Source organism: Lactococcus sp. SK2-659 (assembly GCF_020218185.2).
Taxonomy (GTDB): Bacteria; Bacillota; Bacilli; order Lactobacillales; family Streptococcaceae; genus Lactococcus; species Lactococcus lactis.
In genome coordinates, this window is sequence record NZ_JAIWQZ020000002.1 from 323,191 (window position 1) to 346,417 (window position 23,227).

The following is a 23,227-nucleotide window of genomic DNA, read 5'->3' on the forward strand; positions in this document are numbered from 1 at the left end:
TAAGTTCAAAGGAGAAAAAAATGGTCACGATTGCGACAGTTGCAGGGAGAACAGGAATTTCAGCCTACAATCTACGATTCTATGAAAAAGAAGGATTGATCTCAGTTCCACGCACTAAAGCAGGAATTCGTGATTTTGATGAAGCAACAGAATCAAGAATTAATGCCATTCGCCATTATCGCTGTGCCGGATTGAGTCTAGCACAAATTAAAGAAGTTTTTGCCAATACAGATAAGCATGAAATGATAATTGGAGTTTTAAAAGCTCGTAAAAAGGAAATGGAAAAAGAATTAGCCGAACTTGAAAAATCGATGGCTTATTTGGATAAAAAAATTAATATTCATCAAGAACGCTTAAATGAGGAGGCGACAAAGCTAGTCTAGTTTGACAAGGTCTTTTCCATTTGATATAATAGGAAAGTCGTGTGAAAGACCACGAACTCTCGAGCTGGAAATGGGGTGAAAATCTATGTCAAAAACACTTGTACGCAAAAATGAATCACTTGACGACGCACTCCGTCGCTTCAAACGTTCAGTAACAAAAGCTGGAACTCTTCAAGAGCTCCGCAAACGTGAACACTACGAAAAACCTTCTGTAAAACGTAAACGTAAATCAGAAGCAGCACGTAAACGTAAAAAATACTAATTAGAATTTTTAATCACTGACTTCTGTCAGTGATTTTTTTATTCATTAGCTTTTACTAACAAAGCTGTCAGTAAATTTTGTTAAAATAGAGGATAGAGGGGGATAAGATGACTAAGATTAAACATATTTTTTCTGACCTAGACGGGACTTTACTTGATGACCAAGGAAAAATTTCCAAAAAGACTCAAGAAGTGATTGAAAACTCTAATCTTCCGTTTTCTTTGGTTTCAGCAAGAGCACCTCAAGCGATGGAGAGTCTAATTAATCAATTGAATTTAAAAAGCTCACAAGTTGCTTTTAATGGCGGGCTTATTTTTGCTAAAAATGAAGTTATTAAAGCAAATCCAATGGTTCATGCTAGCGCTCAAGAATTGATTAAGACAATCAAAAAAGATTATCCTGAAATAAATCTATCCCTGTACAGTTTAATCGATTGGTATGTTGAAAAGATTGATAAAGACATCAAACAAGAAATGCAATTTACTCCACAGGTTCCTAAGTTAGTAGATTTGGAAGCATTGATAACTGAGCGACCAAGACTAGAAATATTTAAAATTCTTTTGATTACACCAAATGAAAGTAAGTTAGAAGAAATTAAAGAACATTTAGAAAAACTAAATTTTCCTGATATAATCATTCAAAAAACTTGGGAAACGTATCTTGAGATTACACATCTTGAAGCTCAAAAAGCTAAAGCAGTCCAATTTATTGCTCAAAGAGAACAGTTAGAGCAAAGCGAACTTGCAGCATTTGGCGATAATGAAAATGATTTAAGTATGTTAAAAGCTGTTGGCTTACCAATTGTTATGGCAAATGCTTCTGATGACTTAAAAAAAATAGGAAAAGTGATTACGAAAAGCAATACAGAAGATGGTGTCGCTTATGGAATTCAAAAATATATTACTGACAGCCTTTTTTAAATTCATTTAAAAAAAATCTGTCAGTAAAAATCTTTTAAAAGTAACCCTTTACAAGCTAAAAGTAAAATTCTCAAAGCCAAATTATTCGAATTTGTGATATAATTAACCTATCGATTTGAATTGAATCAGCATGGTGCTTTTTCAATCTCAACAAAAATATCTTATAAGGAGAATTTTTCCAAATGGCAAAATTGACTGTAAAAGACGTTGAACTTAAAGGCAAAAAAGTCCTCGTACGTGTTGACTTTAATGTTCCAATTAAAGATGGCGTAATCACAAATGATAACCGTATCACTGCTGCGCTTCCAACAATTAAATACATCCTTGAACAAGGTGGACGTGCAGTCCTCTTCTCTCACTTGGGACGTGTTAAAGAAGAAGCTGACAAAGCTGGTAAATCACTTGCACCAGTAGCTAAAGCTCTTTCTGAAAAACTTGGTCAAGATGTTGTTTTCCCAGGAACTACTCGTGGAGCAGAACTTGAAGCAGCAATCAACGAACTTAAAGATGGAGAAATCCTTCTCGTTGAAAACACTCGTTTTGAAGATATCGACGGTAAAAAAGAATCTAAAAACGACCCAGAACTTGGTAAATACTGGGCTTCACTTGGTGACGGAATTTTCGTTAATGACGCATTTGGTACAGCTCACCGTGCTCACGCATCAAACGTTGGTATCTCAGCAAACGTTGATAAAGCCGTTGCTGGTTTCCTTCTTGAAAACGAAATTGCTTATATCCAAGAAGCAGTTGAAGCTCCAGAACGTCCATTCGTAGCAATCCTTGGTGGTTCAAAAGTTTCAGATAAAATCGGTGTTATCGAAAACCTTCTTTCAAAAGCTGATAAAGTTATCATCGGTGGTGGAATGGCTTACACATTCTTGAAAGCTCAAGGTTACGAAATCGGAACTTCACTTGTTGAAGATGACAAACTTGATCTTGCTAAAGAATTGCTTGAAAAAGCAGCTGGAAAATTGATTTTGCCACTTGACCACAAAGTTGCTAACGCATTTGCTGGTTACACAGAAGTTAAAGAAACTGCTGACCAAAATATTCCTGCAGGCTTTATGGGACTTGACGTAGCAAGCAAAACAATTGCTGACTACAACACACAACTTGAAGGTGCTAAAACAGTTGTTTGGAATGGTCCAGTTGGTGTGTTTGAAAACCCAGACTTCCAAGCAGGTACTGTTGGATTGATGGAAGCTATCGTTAAACAACCAGGTGTTAAATCAATCATCGGTGGTGGTGACTCAGCAGCAGCAGCAATCAACCTTGGTTATGCAGATAAATTCTCATGGATTTCAACTGGTGGTGGAGCTTCAATGGAACTCCTCGAAGGTAAAGTACTTCCAGGACTTGCAGCTTTGACTGAAAAATAATCTAAAAGCTAATAAATAAAAAGAGTTTGATTTTTTAAATCAAGCTCTTTTTGTATCTGTGCTATAATTTGGTTATATGAAATTCTATACTTCAACAAATGAAATTCCAGAGGAGATGTTAAAAGGGATTGATTTGACTTACCCTCAATTGACTTATCTACCAGAAACTGGAATTCTCTATGATAATACATATAATGAAAAAGCAGTTCCAATTATTTCAGGTGGAGGAAATGGTCATGAACCGGCCCATGTAGGTTACGTTGGTTCTGGAATGCTTGCAGCAGCTGTGACTGGTCCTCTATTTATACCACCAAAGTCTAAAAATATTTTAAAAGCTATTCGCCAAGTTAACTCAGGCAAAGGCGTTTTTGTGATTATCAAAAATTTTGAAGCTGACTTAAAGGAATTTAATGAGGCAATAAAAGAAGCGAGAAATGAAGGAATTGATGTAAGATATATTGTCAGCCATGATGATATTTCGGTGAATGCTTATAATTTTCATAAAAGACATCGGGGAGTTGCTGGAACAATTTTACTTCATAAAATTCTCGGTGCTTTTGCTAAAGAAGGCGGAAGTATTGATGAAATTGAACAATTGGCTCTGTCACTTTCCCCAGAAATTTATACTTTGGGTGTTGCCTTAGCACCTGTTCATTTTCCTCATCAAAAGACTTCATTTGTTCTAGCTGAAGATGAAGTTTCTTTTGGAATTGGAATACACGGAGAACCCGGTTATCGTGTTGAAAAATTTGAAGACTCAGAGCGTATTGCCGTAGAGTTAGTAAATAAGTTAAAAGCAGAAATTAACTGGCAAAAAAAAGCAAATAAAAATTATATTTTGCTTGTAAATGGTTTGGGTTCAACAACATTAATGGAACTTTACAGTTTTCAATATGATGTGATGCGCCTTTTAGAACTTGAAGGCTTATCTATTAAGTTTTGCAAAGTTGGAAACCTAATGACAAGTTGCGATATGTCAGGAATTTCATTAACACTTTGTTCTGTTAAAGAGCCTAAATGGTTGGACTATCTGAATGCTCCAACGGGAGCTTTTGCATGGTAATCAGCTTTCAAAAATCTTAATTTGAGCAAGTAAAAGATTTACAATCTGAGAATAAAGCTTTTCTAAAGAATTTCCTCTAATGATTGATTCTTTAGTTATTGCACAAATTGCTGCAGCATTATAACGACATATAAAAGATTTTTCCAAGTCTGACCAATGATAGTCAGACTTTTTTTCTTGGTCAAAAATAACCTTATCAAGCAAGTTTTCCCATTGAATAAGGAAAAAGTGTTCAAAATTTTTATCTATAACAAATATTTTTTGATAAAAAATTTGATTTTCATCTAAGTAGCGTAATAAGAGTAAGAGTTCATTTTGCCAGCCATAATAATCCAGATTATCATTAATTAATTCGGCAAAATCATTCTCAAAAATCCAAGATAAAAGCTCTTCTTGGTTCTGAAAATAATTATAAAAAGTTTGCCTTCTAATCTTTGCAGTTTGCATAATATCACTAACAGAAATCTGGGGATAAGCATTACTTTGCATCAGGTCTTTAAAAGCTTTAGCAATAATTTTTTGTGTAATGATTGATTTTTTCATATTTTAAAAGAAAGCGGACACATTTTGCGATTTGTCCCTTATTTTTATGGACTTTATATTTTATACTAAGTATAACATAAGAAACTCAGGAGGATGAGCGATGAAAAAAATTATTAATCAACCACAAGATGTGGTCTCAGAAATGTTAGACGGATTAACCTATGCTTACGGGGATTTGGTTGAAAAAGTTCCAGATTTTGAAATTATTCAACGTAAAAGTCCTAAAAGTGGAAAAGTTGCCTTAGTATCAGGCGGGGGTTCTGGACATGAACCGGCTCATGCTGGCTTTGTCGGGGAAGGAATGCTGTCAGCAGCTGTTTGTGGAGCTATTTTCACATCACCAACGCCTGATCAAATTTATGAGGCAATCAAATCTGCTGACGAAGGAGCTGGAGTACTCTTAATTATCAAAAATTATTCAGGCGATGTGATGAATTTTGAAATGGCACGAGAAATGGCTGAGATGGAAGAAATTAAGGTTGAGCAAATTATTGTTGACGATGATATCGCCGTTGAAAATTCGCTCTACACTCAAGGAAGACGAGGAGTTGCTGGAACAGTCCTTGTTCATAAAATATTAGGTGCAGCTGCCCATCAAGGAGCTTCTTTAGATGAAATCAAGGATTTGGCTGATAAGGTCGTCAAGAATATCAAGACTATTGGCTTAGCTTTGTCAGCCGCAACAGTTCCAGAAGTTGGAAAACCTGGTTTTGTTCTTGATGATAATGAAATTGAATATGGCGTAGGAATTCATAGTGAACCAGGATACCGTCGGGAAAAAATGAAACCTTCTTATGAGTTAGCAACAGAACTGGTTGGAAAGTTGAAAGAAGAATTCAAATTTGAAGCTGGTCAAAAATATGGAATTCTTGTAAATGGTATGGGAGCGACGCCACTAATGGAGCAATTCATTTTTATGAATGATGTTGCAAAATTACTGACAGAAGAAAAAATAGAAATTCTTTTTAAAAAAGTTGGAAATTATATGACTTCAATTGATATGGCAGGCTTGTCACTTACAATGATTAAGTTGGAAGATGACCAATGGCTCAAAAATCTTAATGAAGACGTGAAAACTATTTCTTGGGGATAAGGAGAGAGAATGTTAACAATAGATACAACCATTGAATGGTTAGGGAAATTTAACGAAAAAATACAAGAAAATAAAGCTTATCTAAGCGAACTAGATGGACCGATTGGTGACGGGGACCATGGTGCAAATATGGCTCGTGGGATGTCTGAAACAATGAAAGCATTGGAAGGTTCAAACTTTGAAAGTGTCTCAGAAATCTTTAAAAAAGTGGCCATGACCCTAATGTCAAAAGTAGGAGGAGCTTCTGGTCCTTTGTATGGTTCGGCCTTTCTAGCCATGAGTAAGACTGCCACAGAAACTTTGGATACAAGTGAATTAATTTATGCTGGACTAGAAGCTATTCAAAAAAGAGGAAAAGCTCAAGTCGGTGAAAAAACGATGGTTGATATCTGGTCAGCATTTTTAAATGACTTACAAACTGATTCAGCTTCCAAAGATAATTTAGAAAAAGTTGTTAAAGCAAGTGCAGGACTTTTAGCTACAAAAGGACGAGCTTCTTATCTTGGGGAACGCTCAATTGGGCATATTGACCCTGGAACACAATCAAGTGCTTATTTATTTGAAACACTTTTGGAGGTAGTAGCATGACTTATGGAATTGTAATCGTTTCTCATTCCTCTGAGATTGCCTCAGGACTAAAAAAATTAATTCGTGAAGTCGCTAAAAATATTTCGCTAACCGCTATAGGTGGTTTAGAAAATGGCGAAATAGGCACCTCATTTGACCGAGTAATGGCAGCAGTTGAGGAAAATGAGGCAGACAATCTTTTAACATTTTTTGATTTAGGAAGTGCTCGAATGAATTTGGATTTGGTTTCTGAAATGATAGACAAAGAATTAACCATTTTTAATGTCCCGCTCATTGAAGGAGCTTATACAGCGAGTGCTCTCTTAGAAGCAGGAGCAACTTTTGAAGCAATAAAAGAGCAGTTAGAAAAAATGCTGATAGAAAAATAAGGTAGAGCAATGACATTACAAATATTGGGAGAATTTCTGGGCACTTTCATCCTTGTATTATTAGGAAATGGGGTTGTCGCAGCAAATGTTTTAGGTAAAACAAAATCGGAAAATGCAGGTTGGGTGACTATTGCAATTGGTTGGGGCTTAGCCGTTGCTGTCGCCGTTTGGGTAGTTGGCTTCTTTTCACCCGCTTATCTCAATCCAGCCTTGGTCATTGGTTTTCTTGTCTTAGGGAAAATAAAGATTGGCTTAGCATTTGCTTTTATTGTAGCCGAATTTTTAGGTGCTATGTTAGGTGCTGTCGCCGTTTGGTTACATTATTATCCTCATTGGGACGAAACAAAAGATTCTTCTCTAATCTTGGCAAGTTTTGCCACAGCACCCGCTATTCGTCATTCTTGGTCCAATTTTTTAGGAGAAGCTTTTGATGGGGCGCTACTCATGATACTGATTATGGCAATGGGCCATTATCGTCTGGAAGGTGGTTTTGGTCCAATTATTGTCGGTTTTCTTATTATGGCAGTTGGTTTTTCTTTAGGACCAACAACTGGCTACGCGATGAATCCAGCACGTGACCTAGGTCCGAGAATAATGCACGCACTTTTACCAATCAAAAATAAAGGAACTTCCGACTGGGGCTATGCTTGGATTCCAGCAACTGGTTCAATTGTTGGTGCTGTAATTGCTGGACTACTCTATCAATGGATGTTGACGCTCCATTGATAGTATCTAAAAAAATACGGATAATCCATCCGTATTTTTTTAATCATTAAAATCAAAGCGAAGTTTCATGTGATTGGAACCAGAAATAACCATTTTACCAAGAAGTTCAGTTTGAGCAGTCAGAGCAATCTGTGCAAGTTTTTCGTTCACTGCTTCAAGTGATTGGTCACTTCCTTTGTCGGTTTCGTTTTGTAAGGCTCTTAATTTTGCCATTGTGTTGAGGTCAAAATTGTCTCTTTTATCGACATAGCCTTGGAAATTACTGTCTCCTAGAACAGCGGTCATTGTAGTCAACCAATACATTTTGGTTGGGTCAAAGTCGGCTTTTGTATCGCGATAACAAGTAGGGGTATCACTTACTCTAGCATAAAATGGAACAAGGCTATTGAAACTGTTAGGTCCAAAAGCAAGCCAATGAATGCCAGCAAGCTCCTTGTCTACATTATCTCGAATTTGTAAAACATGAAGTTCCAAATTACGATTGAGTCCAATTGGTCGAATCAATTTTTGTTCTGCGGCGCTTGAGGTTGTGCTGTATGGGTCATAAGCTGTATTTTCATAATGACTTGACATGACAAACTTAATTTCTTCAATGGAAATTTTGCGATTGGCATGGCAGATGAAAGGTAAATCTTGGTTAAATGGATCGTCATTTCCTGTGGTTTCTGGAGAAAAATAGTTTTGCACATACCAAGCGCGTGGATTGTTGTAGCGCGTGTCTTTAATGGTACTTGAACCAAAAATATGACGAAGGTTATAACCATCAAAGTCTGGATTAAGCTTGTTCTTATCAATAAATTCTTTCAAACCAGTTGAATAAATCGTGTCAGAACTTTCAAAATCATACCAATCGATATTAAGACGATTAGGAGCAATAACATAAGCGTCGTCGGGGATACGAATAGCTGCCCATTGATGTCCACCTAGTGTTTCTAACCACCAAATTTCATCTTTATCAGAAAAAGCCATCCCATTTGATTCATAAGTTCCATATTTTTCTAAGAGTTGTCCCATCCGTTCAACACCCTCACGCGCACTCTGGATATAGGGAAGGGTAATTGTTGTGAAGTCTTCTTCACCCAGTCCTGTTTCAACATAAGGGTCCAATCCCAAAATACGACTATTTGTTGTTGAGGTTTCTGTCGCAGTCATGGCAACATTCGCACTATTGATGCCAGCCGCTGCCCAAATCCCATAGGTTGAATCCTCGTCAGGTGTAGAAGTATAGGATAGGGGATTTTCTGGTAAGTCAAATTCACAAGCTGTGGCGACAGAGCGATAGTGCTTGGGTTGATTTTCAGGATTGATGACAACAAAACGTTGGGGATTAGGTTTATCTCCACCATCTTCGTTTCGTGCAATTAAAGTTGTGCCATCTAATGAGGCTTTTTTACCGACGAGAAATGTTGTACAGGCCATATGAACTCCTTTATAAAGATATAAATGATTTGTGCTAAGTTTCTCAAAACTTAAAGTTCTTATCATTATACTACAAAATAACTTTTATATGCAGTTTCTAAAGGGTAAAATGATTTGAGGTTCAAAAATGAAGTGTTACAATTAGTTTAACATCAAATCTAAAGAAAGTTTATGCCATCAAAGGAGAAGAATATGACCTCACCAATAACTATTAATGATATTAGTGTGAAATTTGGCGATAAAGCAATATTAGACCATTTATCCTATGAATTTGAAAGTGGAAAAATTATTTGTTTGATTGGACCTTCTGGAGCTGGGAAGTCAACCTTTATCAAAGCCATTGTTGGAATGCAAAAATTGGATTCTGGCAATGTTGAGATTCTTGAAAGAAAAATTCCTGACAGAGAAGTATTAGGGAAATTAGGCTATATGGCGCAAGAAGACGCTTTATTTAAGGAATTGACCGGCAAACAAAATTTAGAATTTTTTGGTTCTTTGCAGGGAATCCAAAAAAAGGATTTACAAGACAAACTTGATAAGGCAGCTGCTACAGTAAATCTGACTAAGCAGTTAAATCAATCAATTTCTAATTATTCAGGAGGAATGCAAAGGCGCTTATCACTCGCTATTGCTCTGCAAACGGATGCTCCTATTTTACTTTTAGATGAACCAACTGTTGGGATTGATCCAGAATTACGTCAAGAAATTTGGGAAGAGCTGCGAAATCAAGCAAATCAAGGGAAAACAATATTAATTACGACGCATGTTATGGATGAAGCTGAACGTTGTGATGTCGTACTGATGCTTAGAAATGGTAAATTTATAGCAGAAGGTTCGCCAAAGGAAATTAAGGAAAAGTATCAAGTTGCCTCGGTTGAGGAAGCCTTTATTGTTGCGGGAAAAAATTTAGAGTTAGAACATAAGGGGGCAGCGAAATGAGAACACTTGCTATCTTTAAACGAATTATGCTTCAACGGCGTGGTGACCCTAGGACGCTGGCAATGATGTTTTTAGCTCCAATATTTATTTTGACGCTCATGTACTTTCTCTTTCAAGTACCGTCAAATACTGCTTACAGAGTGGGTTTGAAGTCTGATAATACAGAATTAACAAGAGCTTTGAAGGATATGCCAGATGATAAAGCACATCTGAAAGTGATTAGTGTTTCTGAAAATAATCGCTCAACAATGAATGAGAAAGATTTGAGTGCAATTGTTAGTATTTCGGGAAAAAATATTGATGTTAGTTATGCTAATCAGTCAAATGGAACAAGTTCTGCGATTAAGCTACTTTTAACACAAGTCATTCAAGAAAGCCAAGTTAAGGCAACTAAAGAGGAGACTAAGCAGGCTCTGCAAAATTTGATAAGTAAGTTACCTCAAACATCAGGTCAAAGTTTTTCAACAAATTTCAGGGTTGATACAGAGCAGTATAAAGTAACGAGTCACTATTTGTACGGAGATCCTAGTAGTACAAATGCTACTTTTGATGATTTAGCACCGATTTTAGTTGGAGCCTTTGCTTTCTTCTTGGTGCTTCTAATTTCAGGTATTTCATTAGTGAACGAGCGAACCTCAGGGACGCTGGGGAGAATGTTAGTCACTCCTGTGAAACGAACTGAAATCGTGACGGGCTATACTTTGAGTTATGGAATTCTTGCAATGATTCAAACAGCACTCATGGTTGTTTTTACTTATTGGATTTTAGGGGTTCATAATAACGGAAATATTGGTTGGGTCTTTGTCATTAATTTCTTTATCGCCATCATCGCTTTATTGTTTGGATTACTTTTATCCACATTAGCAAAAACAGAATTTCAATTTGTACAGATGATTCCTTTAGCGATTGTTCCCCAATTTTTATTTTCTGGTTTGATTCCTGTGGATACGATGCCTGTCATTCTTCAAGCAATCGCTCATTGTATTCCGGTTTATTATGGAATTTCTGCCATGCAAGAGGTAGTTAAAAGAGGAGTAGGATTCTCTGGAATCTGGTTTGATTTGCTCATTATGCTACTTTTTGCGGCTCTGCTCTATCTTGCGAATGTTTTAGCTTTGAAAAATGTTCGTCGGACTTAAAAATATGCTTTTGATTGTATAACTACTGGATAGTCTATCTGGTGGTTATTTTGGTTTTTAAAAGAAAAAGAAAGTACTTTTTTGTTATAATTAAAGCATGAAAAAAATTACGGTACGGACAAAAGCAGCAAAGAAATTGCGGGCTGGTTATCCACTTTTGGTGGCAGAAGATTTAAATTCACCCTTCTTGGAGGATGATTTTGCACAATTTTTTGATGAAAAAGGGCAAGCGCTTGGAACAGGTTATCTTTCAAAACAAAATAAAGGAGTGGGTTGGCTTTTAGATTCTTCGTCAGTAAAAATTGACCATCATTTTTATGTGGAAAAATTTGTCAATGCACGCGCTTTACGGGCGACCTTCTATCAGGATGAATTAACGAACGCCTTTCGTCTTTTTAATGGTGAAGGAGATGGATTAGGCGGCTTAACCATTGATTTTTATAATGGTTTTGCAGTCTTTTCTTGGTACAATCAATTTATACATAGTCAAAAAAAAGCGATTGTTAAGGCTTTTCAAGTCGTGTTCCCAGATATTAAAGGGGCTTATGAAAAACTTCGTTTTTCTGAGGCTGATTTAGAAAGTCAACATATTTTTGGCCAAGAAGCGGCTGAACCTTTGTTGGTCATGGAAAATGGCGTGACTTATGCGACTTATCTAAATGAAGGATTAATGACAGGGATTTTTCTTGACCAAAAAAATGTTCGCGGGGCACTTGCGGGCGGTCTTTCAACTGGTAAAACTTTACTAAATATGTTTAGTTATACAGGCGCTTTTTCAGTTGCAGCAGCTTTTGGAGGGAGCAGTCAAACAACGTCAGTCGATTTGGCGAAACGTTCGCTTGATAAAACGAGAGAACAATTTTTAGTCAATGGAATTGAACCAGAGAGTCAAAAAATCTATGTGATGGATGTTTTTGGTTATTTTAATTATGCTAAGAAAAAAGAATTGACTTATGACATGATTGTCCTCGACCCTCCTTCATTTGCCAGAAATGGTAAAAAAACATTCTCAGTAGCTAAAAATTATGGCGACCTTGTTAAAGAAGCTGTTGAAATTTTAGAAAATAATGGGACATTAATTGCATCAACAAATGCAGCAAATGTTTCTGATAAAAAATTCCGTCAAATGATTGAAGAAGCGCTCAAAAATAAGGGAGTAAAATTTACCGTTTTCCAAGAAGAAAAATTACCAGCTGATTTTCATATTGCTGACAGCTTTCCAGAAGGAAATTATCTTAAAGTATTATTTATTAAAATCAAAAAATAATCTGTCTATTACTGACAGATTTTTTTGTCAGTAAAAATTTACTGACAGAAATAATGATTAATTACAAATGTGAGCGCTTTACTATCTGCTTTCTATATGATAAAATGCAAGAATAAGTCTAATAATTCCCGACTTTTTTAGATAGAAAGCAGAGTGTGAATGAGGGATCGAAACCTCATTTACTTTTATTATGGATAAAAAATATTATCAATTACTAAAAAAACAGTTTTCGTCAAAGGAAGCAGTACTGACAGAAATTATTAATTTGAGTGCTATTTGTGAACTACCAAAAGCAACAGAGCATTTTATGAGTGATGTGCATGGTGAATATGATGCTTTTAATCATGTTTTGAGAAATGGTTCTGGCAGTATCAAAGAAAAACTTAGAGATTGTTTTCCAGAATTTTCTGCGACAGAAATATCATCACTTGCAACCTTGATTTATTATCCACAAGAAAAACTAGATTCTGAGTGTCAACTAAAAGAGACAGAAGAATTTGAGAACTATTGTCGAATCAATTTAGTTTATCTTTTAAAGACTGTAAAATTTGTCGGTCAAAAATATACTCGTTCAAAAGTCCGAAAAGCTTTTCCAGAAAAATTTCGATATATCTTAGAAGAGTTAATCAATGAAGTTGATTCGACGACTGATAAAAGAGATTATTTTGATTCAATCCTTTCGCAATTGCAAAATTTGGGTGAATTTACTCGCTTAATTGTTGCACTTGCAGATACGATTCGCAGATTGACGGTTGACCACCTTCATGTGGTGGGAGATATTTATGATCGAGGACCTTATCCAGATAAAATCATTGACCGCTTAATAAAAATGCCCTCAGTTGATGTTCAATGGGGAAATCATGATATTGTATGGATGGCAGCTTTTAGTGGTTCACCTTTAGCCATGATGAATGTAATTAGAATCTGTGCCCGCTATGGAAATCTCGATATTCTTGAAGAATCTTATGGGATTAATTTACGGATGATTTTAGAGTATGCTGAACGTTATTATAAGCCAAGTGAGGCTTTTCAACCACGTTTGGTCGAAGGGGTTCGTTTGTCAGATGATGAAAAGGCACTCCTTAATAAATTACAAGAAGCCACAGCCATTTTACAATTTAAGTTAGAGAGTCAGTTGATAAAACGCCGACCTGATTTTCAACTTGAACATCGTGACGTCCTTCATTTCATTGATTTTTCCGAAAAAACAATAAAATTGGGAACTGAAGTTTATGAATTAACTGATTTTCAAGCGCCCACAGTAAATCCTGAGCAGCCTGAAAGTTTGACCGCTGAAGAAGAAAAAATAATCAGTCATTTATTAAATAATTTTAGAAGTTCTGATAAACTTAAACGTCATGTTGAATTTTTACAAGAAAAGGGAGCCATGTATCTTTCTTACAATGGAAACTTGTTGATTCATGGCTGTCTTCCCTTACATGAAAATGGTGATTTTAAATCATTTACGGTTAACAAAGAGGCTCATGCTGGCCGTGATTTACTTGATTTCTTTGACCAAGAGGTTAGAAAATGTCTTGCTCATCCAGAAAACTCGACGGATTTAGCAACAGATTTGATGTGGTATCTTTGGGTGGGAGAATGTTCTTCATTATTTGGTAAAACGGCAATGACAACCTTTGAACGCTATTATATCAAGGATAAGAAAACGCATGTGGAAAAGAAAAATCCTTATTATCAATTGCGTGAGGAAGCTGAAATTATCAGGAAAATTTTAGAAAACTTTGGTTTAGATGAAGAGGGACATTTGGTGAATGGGCACACCCCTATCAAAGAAAAAAATGGTGAAAATCCAATCAAAGCAGATGGAAAGTTGATTGTGATAGATGGTGGTTTTGCAAAAGCTTATCAAAAAGAAACAGGAATTGCTGGATATACTCTTCTTTATAATAGTTTTGGCATTCAACTGGTTGCTCATCAACCTTTTTCAACCGTTAAAGAAGCAGTTGAAAAAGGGACGGATATTATTAGCCTGAAACGCTTGGTAGCCGAAGTTGACCAAAGAAAACGAGTCAAGGATACAAATGTTGGCCAAACTTTGTTAAGTGAAATAGCAGATTTAGAAGTGCTTTTTGAACATTATGAGGAATTTTAAAAGTACCAGTGTTGGTACTTTTTATTTGTTTCCAAAAAAGACAATAAAAAAACTCAGCCTTAGCCGAGTTAATATTAGTGCGGTGGGCGGGACTTGAACCCGCACCAAGAAAATTCCCGACAGGATCCTTAATCCTGCGCGTCTGCCAATTCCGCCACCACCGCAAAACAGTACTTTAATATAGTACCATTTCTATAAAGAATGTGCAAGCCTGAGCTAGGGCTGACTTATTGTTGGAAATAAGATGCGATTTGGGCAGCATGTTTTCCAGCAACAAAACCTGTCACAAAGGCACAGGTAATATTATAACCGCCAGTGTATCCATTAATATCTAAAAGTTCACCGGTCATGAATAAACCTTGGGTTTGTTTACTTTCCATACTTTTAGGATTTATTTCTTTGAGAGAAACACCGCCACCTGTTACAAAAGATTTCTCAATTGGTAAAGTTTTGCTAATTGTGATTTGCCAATTTTTGAAAAGACTAGCGATTTTATCAATTTGCTGCTCAGATAGCGTCTTGGCAGAAAGACTAGGGTCAATTCCAGCTTTTTCAAGGATAAATAGAAGCATACGTTCTTGGGTCAATCCTGAGAAGGCATTTTTAATTGATTTATCTGTTTTAGAAAGGCTAGTCAGTTCATTTTTCAAAGAGCCCAACTTTTTTTCGGGGAATTGGTCTAAGCTGACTGTGACCATTTTTTCACCTTTAGCAAGAAGTTGGTTAATGAAACTTGAACAACGCAGAGCAGCTGGACCAGAAATTCCGAAATGCGTAAATAATAAATCATGCTGATGAGAGATTATCGCTTTTCCCTTAGAATTGAGTACTGAGAGTTTTATTTCGCGTAGGGAAATGCCTTGAAGACTTTTGTCTAAAATGAATGGTTCGTCAGAAATCAGGGCAGATTCAGTGGCATAGAGTTGTGAAATACTATGCCCTGCTGAGCGTGCTAAACGATAGCCATCACCAGTTGAACCTGTGGAAGGATAAGCGCGTCCGCCTGTTGAGAGGATAATTGTAGGGCTTAAAAAGCTCTCGCTATCCGTTTCAAGACCAATTACCGCTCCGTTTTCAATGAGGAGCTTATCAACCGCTTGGCTTGGAAAATAAGAAACATGGAGGCTCAAAATTTTATTGAAGAGGGCATCAACAATTGTTTTTGATTTGTCGGTTATAGGGAACATGCGCCCGTGGTCTTCTTCTTTTAATTTAACACCATTGCTTTCAAAAAATTCGATAATATTAAGGTTAGAAAATTGAGAAAAGGCTGAATGAAGAAAACGACCATTTCCAGGAACATTTGTTAGTATTTCGTCAACAGAGCGGGCATTTGTCACATTACAGCGTCCGCCACCTGTCATTAATAATTTTTTTCCGACTGTTTTATTTTTATCAATAAGAGCAACTTTTGCTCCGTTTTGCGCGGCTGAGATGGCAGCCATCATTCCAGAAGGGCCTGCGCCAACAACAATAACGTCAAATGTTTTAGCTGATTTTGTCATGCTTTAATTTTAACATGATGTGAGCATAAATAGGGGAAAGAGTATTGAAAAATAGTAAATTTAAATTCAGCGAGCGATAAGGCTTTAAAATATTGATATTTGATATTGGAAATCGATATGAAATGCGGTAAAATAGCATTATGATTGAACTGACTGATGAAATTTTAGCAAAAGTAATTAAAAAACGTAAAAAAGCTTCTTACAAAGGAACTTATGGTCGCTTATTAGTGATTGGCGGTAATCGTCAATATGGTGGTGCGGCTATTTTGGCGACGACAAGTGCAGTTTATTCAGGTGCTGGCTTAGTTTCTGTGGCACTGGCTAAAGAAAATCATAGTGCTTTACAGGCAAGACTTCCAGAAGCAATGACTTTAGATTTTGATGATTTGATAAAGCTAAGAGAAGTAGCAAAAGCTGCTGATGTTATTGTTATTGGTCCAGGATTGGGCTTAGAAAGACTAGATTTACTGACAGAAATTTTGAATTTACTGACAGAAAATCAAAAGTTAGTCATTGATGGTTCGGCACTGACCCTTTTTGCTAGAGAGCATTTAGACTTACCATTTCCTGAAAATACGGTGTTTACACCTCATGAAATGGAATTGGAACGACTTTCTGGTTTGAAAATTGGTCAACAAACCAAAGAAGAAGTTCAAGATTTTGTTAATCAATTCGGAGCAATTGTTGTTGCTAAATCTTCAGAAACACGAATTTTTGCGCCAAATCAGGAGTCATTTATCTTGAAAATAGGAAGTCCAGCTCAGGCAACAGGGGGAATGGGGGACACTTTAGCCGGGATGGTTGGTGGCTTTTTAGCTCAGTTTCATGGAGAAACAGAGGAAGTAGTAGCTGCTGCAACTTACTTGCATAGTTTAATCGCAAGCGTCTTAGCTCAGAAATCATATGTGGTCTTGCCAAGTCGATTGATTGAAGAAATTCCATTATTTATGAAAAAATATGAATGCTGATTAATTCTGTCAGTTCAATGCGACAAGGGGAGTATTGAAGTTGGGAATAAAAAAATTACTGACGAAAATTTCAGTCCTCCGTCAGCATTTTTTTCTTAGAATTTTTGTTATAATTAATCATCAAAATAAATGAAGATGAGGTCAAAAGATGAATGCAATTGAACTTGTGCAAGGCGCCATGAAAAAAGCAGAGAAAATTCGTCCAAAAGTAGGTGGTTTTCCATACTTGGCTGAATGTATGCGAGAAGCTGGAGTTTTAAAAAATGTTTGGACCCTTCCTGCCGGACAAAGCACGTTTTGGACAAGCGCTGGCGTAATTAGCGTGACCAATTCACCAATGGTGAGTGGTTTTCATGAGGTGTCAGTTTTTGACCAAGAAGCGTTGATTAAGGCCTTGCGGGCTGACCAAGCTGGACAAACGACTTTTCCGGAATTCTTGAATGCCACTTGGGAAGCTGGTGTGATTTCTTATGAAGCTGATTTTTCAGAAAGAAAAGTCACTTATCTAGGAAGTCAAGGAGAAAGCTACGTTGAGGCCTATCCAGCGGTCGAAATTCATTAAAAAGTTACTGACAGAATGATTAAAATATTTGGTAAAATTATTTACTAAATTAATCATTCTGTCAGTAACTTTTCCGTTAATTTCTGATAAAAGTGCTATAATATTTGAATGAAAACTAATAAGTATAAAGAAAAACTACTAAGAGTAGTTTCTGGAGAAAAGGGGAAATTATGCTAACGATTGGAAGGCGATATTTAAATTTTTGGCCTGTATTTTGGGCACTTTTTTTGTTAGTTATTCAAGTTGTGACTAATCTTTGGCTTCCAACGATTACAGCGGATATTATCAATAAAGGCATTGGTCAATCTGATATGAAATATATCTGGTTTATGGGTCTAATCATGCTTTTTGTTTCCCTGGCCAGTTGGCTTTCGGCAATTGGAAATGTTTATTTTGCTTCCAAACAATCTCAAGGATTGGGCCTGAAATTACGCCATGATTTATTTAAGAAAGTTTTATTTATGGACGAGCGCAATTTTCAGGAATTTGGTGATGCAACTTTAATTACACGTACAACAAATGATGTGACTCAATTGCAAAATGTCTTTCAAACGATGTTACGAATGATGCTCATGGCGCCAATGATGCTCATTGGTTCTATTTTCATGGCTTGGAAATTATCGCATGATTTACTGCTGGTTTTTTTGATTGCCTTGCCTATTTTAACTTTGGCTGTCGTTATTAATATTGCTATTTCCATGCCACGTTTTCGGTCAATGCAAACAAAAGTTGATAAAATTAATATGATTTTTCAACAAGGATTGACTGGTGTTCGGGTGATTCGTGCTTTTAGACGAGATCAATATGAAATTGATAAATTTGATGATGCTAACCGTGATTTGACACATACCAGTCAAGTGGTTTTGACGACGATTGCGATGTTAATGCCAATTATGACAGTTATTCTTAGTTTTACAAATATTGGAATTGTTTGGTTTGGTGCTCATCTTATCAGTAAAAATATGATGGAAATGGGTTCATTAGTTGCCTTTTTGACCTATGCCACACAGATTTTGATGTCATTTATGCAATTATCAGCAGTTGCTGTCATGGTGCCACGAGCTCAGGTTTCAGCTGTTCGAGTTCGAGAAATTTTAGAAACTAAAGATAAAATTACTGATGAAAATTCGAGCATATCCGTAGAGGCGCTAAAGCGTCAACGGCTATCCTCTGACGGTAACGACAAGTTGTCTGAAAGTAATTCTGTCAGCAATTCTCTAGCTCTTGATCATGTATCTTTCAAATTTGATGAAGCAAAAAGACAAGCGCTAAGTGACTTGTCAGTAAATGTAGCAGCTGGTCAGACCTTAGCAATTATTGGGGGGACTGGTTCTGGTAAATCAACAATTTTGAATTTGATTGGCAGATTAATTGACCCGACAAATGGAAGTGTCACAATTGATGGTACTGATATTCGCCAAATTTCACAGTATGATTTGCATGAAAAAGTTTCTTTTACGCAACAAAAAGCTCAACTTTTTTCGGGAACTGTCCGCTCGAATCTTCAATTTGGGAAAAGTGATGCAACAGATGAAGAAATGTGGCAAGCTTTGGAAATTGCACAAGCTGCTGATTTCGTTCGTGAACAAGGTGGACTTGAGCTGGCGGTCGAACAAAATGGCGCAAATTTCTCTGGTGGTCAAAAACAAAGAATTTCGATTGCTAGAACCTTGATTAAAGAGGCAGAAATTTATCTATTTGACGATTCATTTTCGGCCTTGGACTTTGCTACTGACAGACAATTACGAACAGCTATTAATCATTCGGAAAAACATAAAAATAAAATCAAGGTGATTGTGGCTCAAAGAATCGCAACCGTTATGTCAGCTGATCAAATCTTAGTTTTAGAAAATGGAATTGCCGTAGGACTTGGTACTCATGAAAGTTTGGCAAAATCATGTCCGCAATATCAAGAAACAATGCAATCTCAACTCTCGGATGATGATTTGGTCAAGATGGGTGTTTCAATTGCACATTTGACCGCCAGAGGAGGTGATGACCAATGATGAGAGGAAATTATCTCAATCGAGGTGGCAAAGGGGCTGATCGTTTTCAAAAAGGTCGGCGAGCTCAAAATTTCTTTCCAACGATTATTCGACTTTTCAAATATATGCGCAGAGATTTATGGGGACTCCTTTTTTCAATTTTAATTGCTTCGCTGTCAGTCATTTTGTCGGTTCAGGCACCCAAAATTTTGGGAAATGCAACCACAGTGATATTTGATGGCGTAACAAAAAGTCTAAAAAATCATACCGCAATTCAAATTGACATGGCTAAGGTCGAATCTATTTTGCTTTATGTCATGGTCATTTATCTGATTTCATTTATCTCTGGGATTTTGCAACAAAGCATTATGACACGCATTTCGCAACGAACAGTTTATACTTTACGTCGTGAATTTAAAAACAAAATGAAAAAATTGCCAGTTTCATATTATGATAGCCATAGTAATGGGGATATCATGAGTCGAATGATAAATGATATGGATAATATTTCAGGGACTTTAAATCAAACTTTGATTCAGCTTATCACAAGTCTCTTGCAATTTGTTGGAACTATTTATTTCATGTTGACCATTTCTTGGCAGTTGGCACTTGTTGCCTTTATCACAGTTCCTTTGGCAATGATTACGGTAAGGATTGTTGCACCTTTATCTCAAAAATTCTTTGCTGAACAACAAAAAAATCTGGGATTATTGAATGACCAAATTGAAGAAAATTATGCAGGGCATACGGTCATTAAAACATTCAATCATGAAGCCTCAGCTGAAAAAGAATTCGCAAAAAGAAATGATAATTTTTATAAATCAGCTTGGAAAGCTCAATTTGTATCGACTTTGATTTATCCAACCATGCGATTTATCAATAATTTAGATTACTTAGCCATGGCCGTAATTGGTGGTCTTAAGGTTATTTCAGGGACGGTTAATCTCGGAGATGTTCAAGCCATGTTGCAATATACCAATCAATTTGCACAGCCAATCACAAATATCTCGAATATGCTCAACACCATTCAGGCTACAGTTGCGTCAGCCGAACGAATTTTTGAAGTATTAGATGAAAAAGAAATGACTGACGGAATTCCTGTCAGTGAAAAAGTTGCTGACGAAAGTTCAAAAAAAGCTGTCAGTAATTTAGGAGCGACTGACAAGACTGATTTCATCAATTTTGACCAAGTCGCATTTTCTTATAATGAAAATCAATCCTTAATGACAGACGTTAATTTTTCTGTTGAAGTTGGGCAAATGATTGCCATTGTGGGACCAACTGGAGCAGGTAAAACAACAATGATTAACTTGCTCGAACGATTTTACGATGTCACTTCGGGAAAAATTTTACTTGAAGGAAAAGACATTCGCGAAATTGACCGTGAACAATTACGTGGACGAATGGCAATGGTTTTACAAGAAACCTGGTTGTTCTCAGGGACAATTATGGATAATTTACAGTATGGTCGTCTTGAAGCAACACAAGAAGAAGTGATTCAAGCAGCTAAAATGGCACATGCTGATGAATTTATCACCACTTTACCTCAAGGTTATCAAACCCTTTTGAATGAAGCCGCAAGCAATATTTCTCAGGGGCAAAGGCAGTTATTAACCATCGCCCGTGCCTTTTTAGCAAATCCAGAAATATTGATTTTGGATGAAGCCACGTCCAGTGTAGATACAAGAACGGAGCGCCTGATTCAATCAGCGATGAATCGTCTATTAAAAGGACGGACAAGCTTTGTCGTTGCTCACCGTTTATCTACTATTCGTGATGCCAATCAGATTTTGGTTATGGAAAATGGAAATATTGTGGAAATGGGGAACCATGAAAGTCTCCTTAAAGAAAATGGATTATATGCTAGCCTTTATAATTCACAATTTGCAAAATAAGATATCAAAAAATCAGTCTCTTTTTGATTGATTTTTTTGTTTATTAAGCGTCTATTTTGTTATAATGAGTTAAAAATAGGCGAGAAGGAGCGATAATGTTTAAACAATCAGATAAGAAAATAAAAGAAAATGATCAAGAAAGCAATGCAGCTTTTGAGGAGTTTTTTAATCAAGTGCTCAAAAAAATGCCTGCTCGTTCCGCAAAAATAATCAGTTCTTCTTTAACTGTTTCAAAAGCGAAAGCAGAGCAGTTTTTAGCTAGCAATTCTCAGAAATTTGACCACCTCTTTGATGAATTTTTGGTTGGAGTGGACAGTCAAACGCGAAGGAAATGCCATGAAACCATTCATTTCGCTACCTTGACGGCGGCAATTGTTGGCTTTTCACCAATTCCCTTTTCAGATGCCGTCTTGCTTGTTCCGATTCAATTGACAATGATGATGCGACTTTATAAGATATTTGGGGCTTCTTGGTCAGAAGCATTGGCAAAAGGAATCACTAAGGAATTAGTTGTTGTTGGTTTAGGTCGAAGCCTTGTAGGGAATGTTTTAAAATTTGTTCCTGCGGTGGGAACAATTGCAGGTGGAGCAATTAATGCCACAGTGGCGACAACAATTACAGAAGCCCTAGGCTGGGTAACTGTCAAAATGCTTAATGATGGCGAAGATATTTTCAATAATGTCCTGACTTTTGAAGGTCAATTCAAAGGTTTGGTCAGTAAATTACAAAAAGCCAATAAGAAAAAATAGGCTGTCAGTAAAAAAAGACTTATCAGTTGATAAGTCTTTTTATTATTATTTAGAAAAACCATTTTCCAAAGTTTTAATGACAGCCAAAATTTGTTCATCGGAAACCAATTTGTCAGCTCCATTAATAATTGATTCATAAGCTGAATCATAAACTCTGCCGTAATCACCAGCAACCGTTGGAATATGTTTCACAATACGGTCACCATTTTGATTGAAATAGGTAAGTTGCCCAAAATCAGCTGGACTGTCTTGCCCAAAACCTTCATCACCTGGGAACATGCCAACTTTTAAATCATTTTCTTGTTGGTCAACATCCATTTTGATGAAAGTTCCTCTCGTACCATAAACAAGCCATTTTGGATGTGGTAGAGCAGCGACTTCAGTAGCAGCAACAGTTGCTCGCAAGTTTGGATAAAGAAGATTGACAGAAAAATAGTCATCGACACTGTCATAATCTCTTGTTGCTCGAATATCATATTGAACTTCTTTGGGAGCGCCAAAAAGTGAAACCATTTGGTCCACTAAATGAACACCGTGACCATACCAAGCGCCATCAAAATTTCCACCTTGACTGGTATCATTAGGTCTAAAGTGGTCCATATTGACAGTAATATCTACCAAATCACCCAAATAACCTTGCTCAATCACTTTTTTGACGGTTAAAAAGTCGCTGTCAAAGCGTCGATTTTGGAAAGGCATGAAGAAAAGATTTTTTTCTTTGGCAAGAGCTACCAATTCTTTAGCTTGTTCCAAGGTTTCGACTAATGGTTTATCACAGAGTACATTTTTTCCAGCTGAAAGGAGTTCCTTAGCATAGTCATAGTGAGCAAAAGCTGGAGTCACAATGACTACTAAATCAATTGAATCATCATTAATAATATCAGCGATGTCAGTGGAGAACAAAGTTCCATTTGCTTCTAATTCTGCTTGTTCAGGACGTTTTCCTAAAGTCCGGTTGACAATTCGTTTAATCACAATATTCTCACGTTCTTTCACATAAGGAATATGATAGCGATTTGTTGATTTACCAAAACCAACATAGGCAATATTAAGCTTTTTTGTCATTCTTTTTATTCTCCATTTTGGCACGGAGGGCTTCAATTTTAGCTTGAGTGGCATTCTTTGTATTGATGCCTTTTCCGCCTACCGTTGAGTTTTTTTCGTGAAATTTTCCGACAGATTTCTGTCCTTTATTATCAAGTTGATATTTTCCCATAAGATAAATTAGGTTTCAGTAAGTAAAGTGCCTACTGAATTCAGTTCCTTTCTAAGTGGATTTGACTGATAAAAGTCAAAAAGTTACTGACAGAGCTGTCAGTAAAAATTTGACCGATTAAATTCCTTACTAAAGGAAATGAAGT

At 36.5% G+C, this 23,227-nt stretch carries 23 protein-coding genes and 1 tRNA gene; 18 read left to right on the plus strand and 6 right to left on the minus strand.

The window, feature by feature from the left end; genetic code table 11:
- The first annotated feature begins 20 nt into the window (after positions 1 to 20).
- From LDP15_RS08750 to dhaQ, 5 genes are all read left to right on the plus strand, one after another.
- The gene (locus LDP15_RS08750) at positions 21 to 383 is read left to right on the plus strand and encodes a MerR family transcriptional regulator (protein WP_010905229.1); all 363 of its coding nucleotides are present in this window, start codon (positions 21 to 23) and stop codon (positions 381 to 383) included.
- A gap of 85 nt (positions 384 to 468) precedes the next feature.
- Entirely contained in the window at positions 469 to 645 is a 177-nt protein-coding gene (gene rpsU / locus LDP15_RS08755) for a 30S ribosomal protein S21 (RefSeq protein WP_003129844.1), read from the plus strand.
- A 107-nt stretch (positions 646 to 752) separates the two neighbouring features.
- A complete protein-coding gene (locus tag LDP15_RS08760; protein WP_058219100.1) occupies positions 753 to 1,565 on the plus strand; it encodes a Cof-type HAD-IIB family hydrolase in 813 nt (270 codons plus the stop codon).
- Positions 1,566 to 1,747: 182 nt separating this feature from the next.
- Positions 1,748 to 2,944 carry a phosphoglycerate kinase gene (pgk, locus tag LDP15_RS08765; protein WP_012897069.1) on the plus strand — a complete coding sequence of 399 codons (1,197 nt, stop codon included), beginning with the start codon at positions 1,748 to 1,750 and terminating at the stop codon, positions 2,942 to 2,944.
- Positions 2,945 to 3,020: 76 nt separating this feature from the next.
- Positions 3,021 to 4,007: a DhaKLM operon coactivator DhaQ gene (dhaQ, locus tag LDP15_RS08770; RefSeq protein WP_225513378.1), complete on the plus strand. Its 987-nt coding sequence runs from the start codon at positions 3,021 to 3,023 to the stop codon at positions 4,005 to 4,007.
- On the opposite strand, the gene dhaS is transcribed toward dhaQ, so the two are convergent.
- Positions 4,008 to 4,550 carry a dihydroxyacetone kinase transcriptional activator DhaS gene (gene dhaS / locus LDP15_RS08775; protein WP_225513379.1) on the minus strand — a complete coding sequence of 181 codons (543 nt, stop codon included), beginning with the start codon at positions 4,548 to 4,550 and terminating at the stop codon, positions 4,008 to 4,010. It lies immediately after the preceding gene.
- Between the two features lie 100 nt (positions 4,551 to 4,650).
- Here dhaS and dhaK point away from each other — a divergent pair, with 100 nt between their 5' ends.
- Genes dhaK through LDP15_RS08795 form a run of 4 tightly spaced genes read left to right on the plus strand, consistent with a single transcriptional unit; the run spans position 4,651 to position 7,325 of the window.
- Complete coding sequence (gene dhaK / locus LDP15_RS08780) at positions 4,651 to 5,643, plus strand: dihydroxyacetone kinase subunit DhaK (protein WP_225513380.1); 993 nt, start codon at positions 4,651 to 4,653, stop codon at positions 5,641 to 5,643.
- A gap of 9 nt (positions 5,644 to 5,652) precedes the next feature.
- Positions 5,653 to 6,231, plus strand: a complete 579-nt coding sequence (gene dhaL / locus LDP15_RS08785; RefSeq protein ID WP_047207066.1) for a dihydroxyacetone kinase subunit DhaL — start codon at positions 5,653 to 5,655, stop codon at positions 6,229 to 6,231.
- Positions 6,228 to 6,599 carry a dihydroxyacetone kinase phosphoryl donor subunit DhaM gene (gene dhaM, locus LDP15_RS08790; RefSeq protein WP_058219103.1) on the plus strand — a complete coding sequence of 124 codons (372 nt, stop codon included), beginning with the start codon at positions 6,228 to 6,230 and terminating at the stop codon, positions 6,597 to 6,599. The genes dhaL and dhaM overlap by 4 nt, the downstream gene beginning before the upstream one ends.
- 9 nt (positions 6,600 to 6,608) lie before the next feature.
- The gene (locus LDP15_RS08795; RefSeq protein WP_058219104.1) at positions 6,609 to 7,325 is read left to right on the plus strand and encodes an MIP/aquaporin family protein; all 717 of its coding nucleotides are present in this window, start codon (positions 6,609 to 6,611) and stop codon (positions 7,323 to 7,325) included.
- A gap of 39 nt (positions 7,326 to 7,364) precedes the next feature.
- Here the strand turns inward: LDP15_RS08795 and LDP15_RS08800 are convergent, their stop codons facing one another.
- Complete coding sequence (locus LDP15_RS08800) at positions 7,365 to 8,744, minus strand: C69 family dipeptidase (protein WP_225513381.1); 1,380 nt, start codon at positions 8,742 to 8,744, stop codon at positions 7,365 to 7,367.
- 192 nt (positions 8,745 to 8,936) lie between these two features.
- Here LDP15_RS08800 and LDP15_RS08805 point away from each other — a divergent pair, with 192 nt between their 5' ends.
- From LDP15_RS08805 to LDP15_RS08820, 4 genes are all read left to right on the plus strand, one after another.
- Positions 8,937 to 9,683, plus strand: a complete 747-nt coding sequence (locus LDP15_RS08805) for an ABC transporter ATP-binding protein (RefSeq protein ID WP_015425731.1) — start codon at positions 8,937 to 8,939, stop codon at positions 9,681 to 9,683.
- Entirely contained in the window at positions 9,680 to 10,822 is a 1,143-nt protein-coding gene (locus LDP15_RS08810; RefSeq protein ID WP_015425732.1) for an ABC transporter permease, read from the plus strand. Before LDP15_RS08805 ends, LDP15_RS08810 begins: the two co-directional genes overlap by 4 nt.
- A gap of 97 nt (positions 10,823 to 10,919) precedes the next feature.
- The gene (locus LDP15_RS08815; protein WP_225513382.1) at positions 10,920 to 12,089 is read left to right on the plus strand and encodes a class I SAM-dependent rRNA methyltransferase; all 1,170 of its coding nucleotides are present in this window, start codon (positions 10,920 to 10,922) and stop codon (positions 12,087 to 12,089) included.
- 190 nt (positions 12,090 to 12,279) lie between these two features.
- Positions 12,280 to 14,202, plus strand: coding sequence for a fructose-1,6-bisphosphatase (locus LDP15_RS08820; protein ID WP_015425734.1), 1,923 nt, complete (start codon positions 12,280 to 12,282; stop codon positions 14,200 to 14,202).
- A gap of 78 nt (positions 14,203 to 14,280) precedes the next feature.
- Here the strand turns inward: LDP15_RS08820 and LDP15_RS08825 are convergent.
- A tRNA-Leu gene (locus LDP15_RS08825) sits at positions 14,281 to 14,366 on the minus strand.
- A 63-nt stretch (positions 14,367 to 14,429) separates the two neighbouring features.
- Positions 14,430 to 15,707, minus strand: a complete 1,278-nt coding sequence (locus LDP15_RS08830; protein WP_015425735.1) for an NAD(P)/FAD-dependent oxidoreductase — start codon at positions 15,705 to 15,707, stop codon at positions 14,430 to 14,432.
- Between the two features lie 140 nt (positions 15,708 to 15,847).
- Here LDP15_RS08830 and LDP15_RS08835 point away from each other — a divergent pair, with 140 nt between their 5' ends.
- From LDP15_RS08835 to LDP15_RS08855, 5 genes are all read left to right on the plus strand, one after another.
- Positions 15,848 to 16,675 (plus strand): NAD(P)H-hydrate dehydratase, encoded by an 828-nt coding sequence (locus LDP15_RS08835; protein ID WP_015425736.1) that lies wholly within the window; start codon positions 15,848 to 15,850, stop codon positions 16,673 to 16,675.
- 148 nt (positions 16,676 to 16,823) lie between these two features.
- Complete coding sequence (locus tag LDP15_RS08840) at positions 16,824 to 17,237, plus strand: DUF1398 domain-containing protein (protein ID WP_015425737.1); 414 nt, start codon at positions 16,824 to 16,826, stop codon at positions 17,235 to 17,237.
- A 170-nt stretch (positions 17,238 to 17,407) separates the two neighbouring features.
- Positions 17,408 to 19,243 (plus strand): ABC transporter ATP-binding protein, encoded by a 1,836-nt coding sequence (locus LDP15_RS08845; RefSeq protein ID WP_015425738.1) that lies wholly within the window; start codon positions 17,408 to 17,410, stop codon positions 19,241 to 19,243.
- Positions 19,240 to 21,117, plus strand: coding sequence for an ABC transporter ATP-binding protein (locus LDP15_RS08850; protein WP_015425739.1), 1,878 nt, complete (start codon positions 19,240 to 19,242; stop codon positions 21,115 to 21,117). The genes LDP15_RS08845 and LDP15_RS08850 overlap by 4 nt, the downstream gene beginning before the upstream one ends.
- A gap of 95 nt (positions 21,118 to 21,212) precedes the next feature.
- Positions 21,213 to 21,866: a YcjF family protein gene (locus LDP15_RS08855; RefSeq protein WP_015425740.1), complete on the plus strand. Its 654-nt coding sequence runs from the start codon at positions 21,213 to 21,215 to the stop codon at positions 21,864 to 21,866.
- Between the two features lie 45 nt (positions 21,867 to 21,911).
- Here the strand turns inward: LDP15_RS08855 and LDP15_RS08860 are convergent, their stop codons facing one another.
- Both LDP15_RS08860 and LDP15_RS08865 read right to left on the minus strand, forming a co-directional pair.
- The gene (locus tag LDP15_RS08860; protein ID WP_042230025.1) at positions 21,912 to 22,931 is read right to left on the minus strand and encodes a Gfo/Idh/MocA family oxidoreductase; all 1,020 of its coding nucleotides are present in this window, start codon (positions 22,929 to 22,931) and stop codon (positions 21,912 to 21,914) included.
- A complete protein-coding gene (locus LDP15_RS08865; protein ID WP_003131184.1) occupies positions 22,915 to 23,082 on the minus strand; it encodes a hypothetical protein in 168 nt (55 codons plus the stop codon). The genes LDP15_RS08860 and LDP15_RS08865 overlap by 17 nt, the downstream gene beginning before the upstream one ends.
- Positions 23,083 to 23,227: the final 145 nt, after the last annotated feature.

Coding starts and splice junctions, on each gene's coding strand:
- LDP15_RS08820 (WP_015425734.1), top strand. CDS start 12,280: ATGGATAAAAAATATTATCAATTACTAAAAAAACAGTTTTCGTCAAAG.
- LDP15_RS08840 (WP_015425737.1), top strand. CDS start 16,824: ATGAATGCAATTGAACTTGTGCAAGGCGCCATGAAAAAAGCAGAGAAA.
- dhaM (WP_058219103.1), top strand. CDS start 6,228: ATGACTTATGGAATTGTAATCGTTTCTCATTCCTCTGAGATTGCCTCA.
- LDP15_RS08805 (WP_015425731.1), top strand. CDS start 8,937: ATGACCTCACCAATAACTATTAATGATATTAGTGTGAAATTTGGCGAT.
- LDP15_RS08760 (WP_058219100.1), top strand. CDS start 753: ATGACTAAGATTAAACATATTTTTTCTGACCTAGACGGGACTTTACTT.
- LDP15_RS08810 (WP_015425732.1), top strand. CDS start 9,680: ATGAGAACACTTGCTATCTTTAAACGAATTATGCTTCAACGGCGTGGT.
- dhaK (WP_225513380.1), top strand. CDS start 4,651: ATGAAAAAAATTATTAATCAACCACAAGATGTGGTCTCAGAAATGTTA.
- LDP15_RS08860 (WP_042230025.1), bottom strand. CDS start 22,931: ATGACAAAAAAGCTTAATATTGCCTATGTTGGTTTTGGTAAATCAACA.
- LDP15_RS08750 (WP_010905229.1), top strand. CDS start 21: ATGGTCACGATTGCGACAGTTGCAGGGAGAACAGGAATTTCAGCCTAC.
- LDP15_RS08845 (WP_015425738.1), top strand. CDS start 17,408: ATGCTAACGATTGGAAGGCGATATTTAAATTTTTGGCCTGTATTTTGG.
- LDP15_RS08830 (WP_015425735.1), bottom strand. CDS start 15,707: ATGACAAAATCAGCTAAAACATTTGACGTTATTGTTGTTGGCGCAGGC.
- LDP15_RS08865 (WP_003131184.1), bottom strand. CDS start 23,082: ATGGGAAAATATCAACTTGATAATAAAGGACAGAAATCTGTCGGAAAA.
- dhaL (WP_047207066.1), top strand. CDS start 5,653: ATGTTAACAATAGATACAACCATTGAATGGTTAGGGAAATTTAACGAA.
- LDP15_RS08855 (WP_015425740.1), top strand. CDS start 21,213: ATGTTTAAACAATCAGATAAGAAAATAAAAGAAAATGATCAAGAAAGC.
- LDP15_RS08800 (WP_225513381.1), bottom strand. CDS start 8,744: ATGGCCTGTACAACATTTCTCGTCGGTAAAAAAGCCTCATTAGATGGC.
- dhaS (WP_225513379.1), bottom strand. CDS start 4,550: ATGAAAAAATCAATCATTACACAAAAAATTATTGCTAAAGCTTTTAAA.
- LDP15_RS08835 (WP_015425736.1), top strand. CDS start 15,848: ATGATTGAACTGACTGATGAAATTTTAGCAAAAGTAATTAAAAAACGT.
- pgk (WP_012897069.1), top strand. CDS start 1,748: ATGGCAAAATTGACTGTAAAAGACGTTGAACTTAAAGGCAAAAAAGTC.
- LDP15_RS08795 (WP_058219104.1), top strand. CDS start 6,609: ATGACATTACAAATATTGGGAGAATTTCTGGGCACTTTCATCCTTGTA.
- rpsU (WP_003129844.1), top strand. CDS start 469: ATGTCAAAAACACTTGTACGCAAAAATGAATCACTTGACGACGCACTC.
- LDP15_RS08815 (WP_225513382.1), top strand. CDS start 10,920: ATGAAAAAAATTACGGTACGGACAAAAGCAGCAAAGAAATTGCGGGCT.
- LDP15_RS08850 (WP_015425739.1), top strand. CDS start 19,240: ATGATGAGAGGAAATTATCTCAATCGAGGTGGCAAAGGGGCTGATCGT.
- dhaQ (WP_225513378.1), top strand. CDS start 3,021: ATGAAATTCTATACTTCAACAAATGAAATTCCAGAGGAGATGTTAAAA.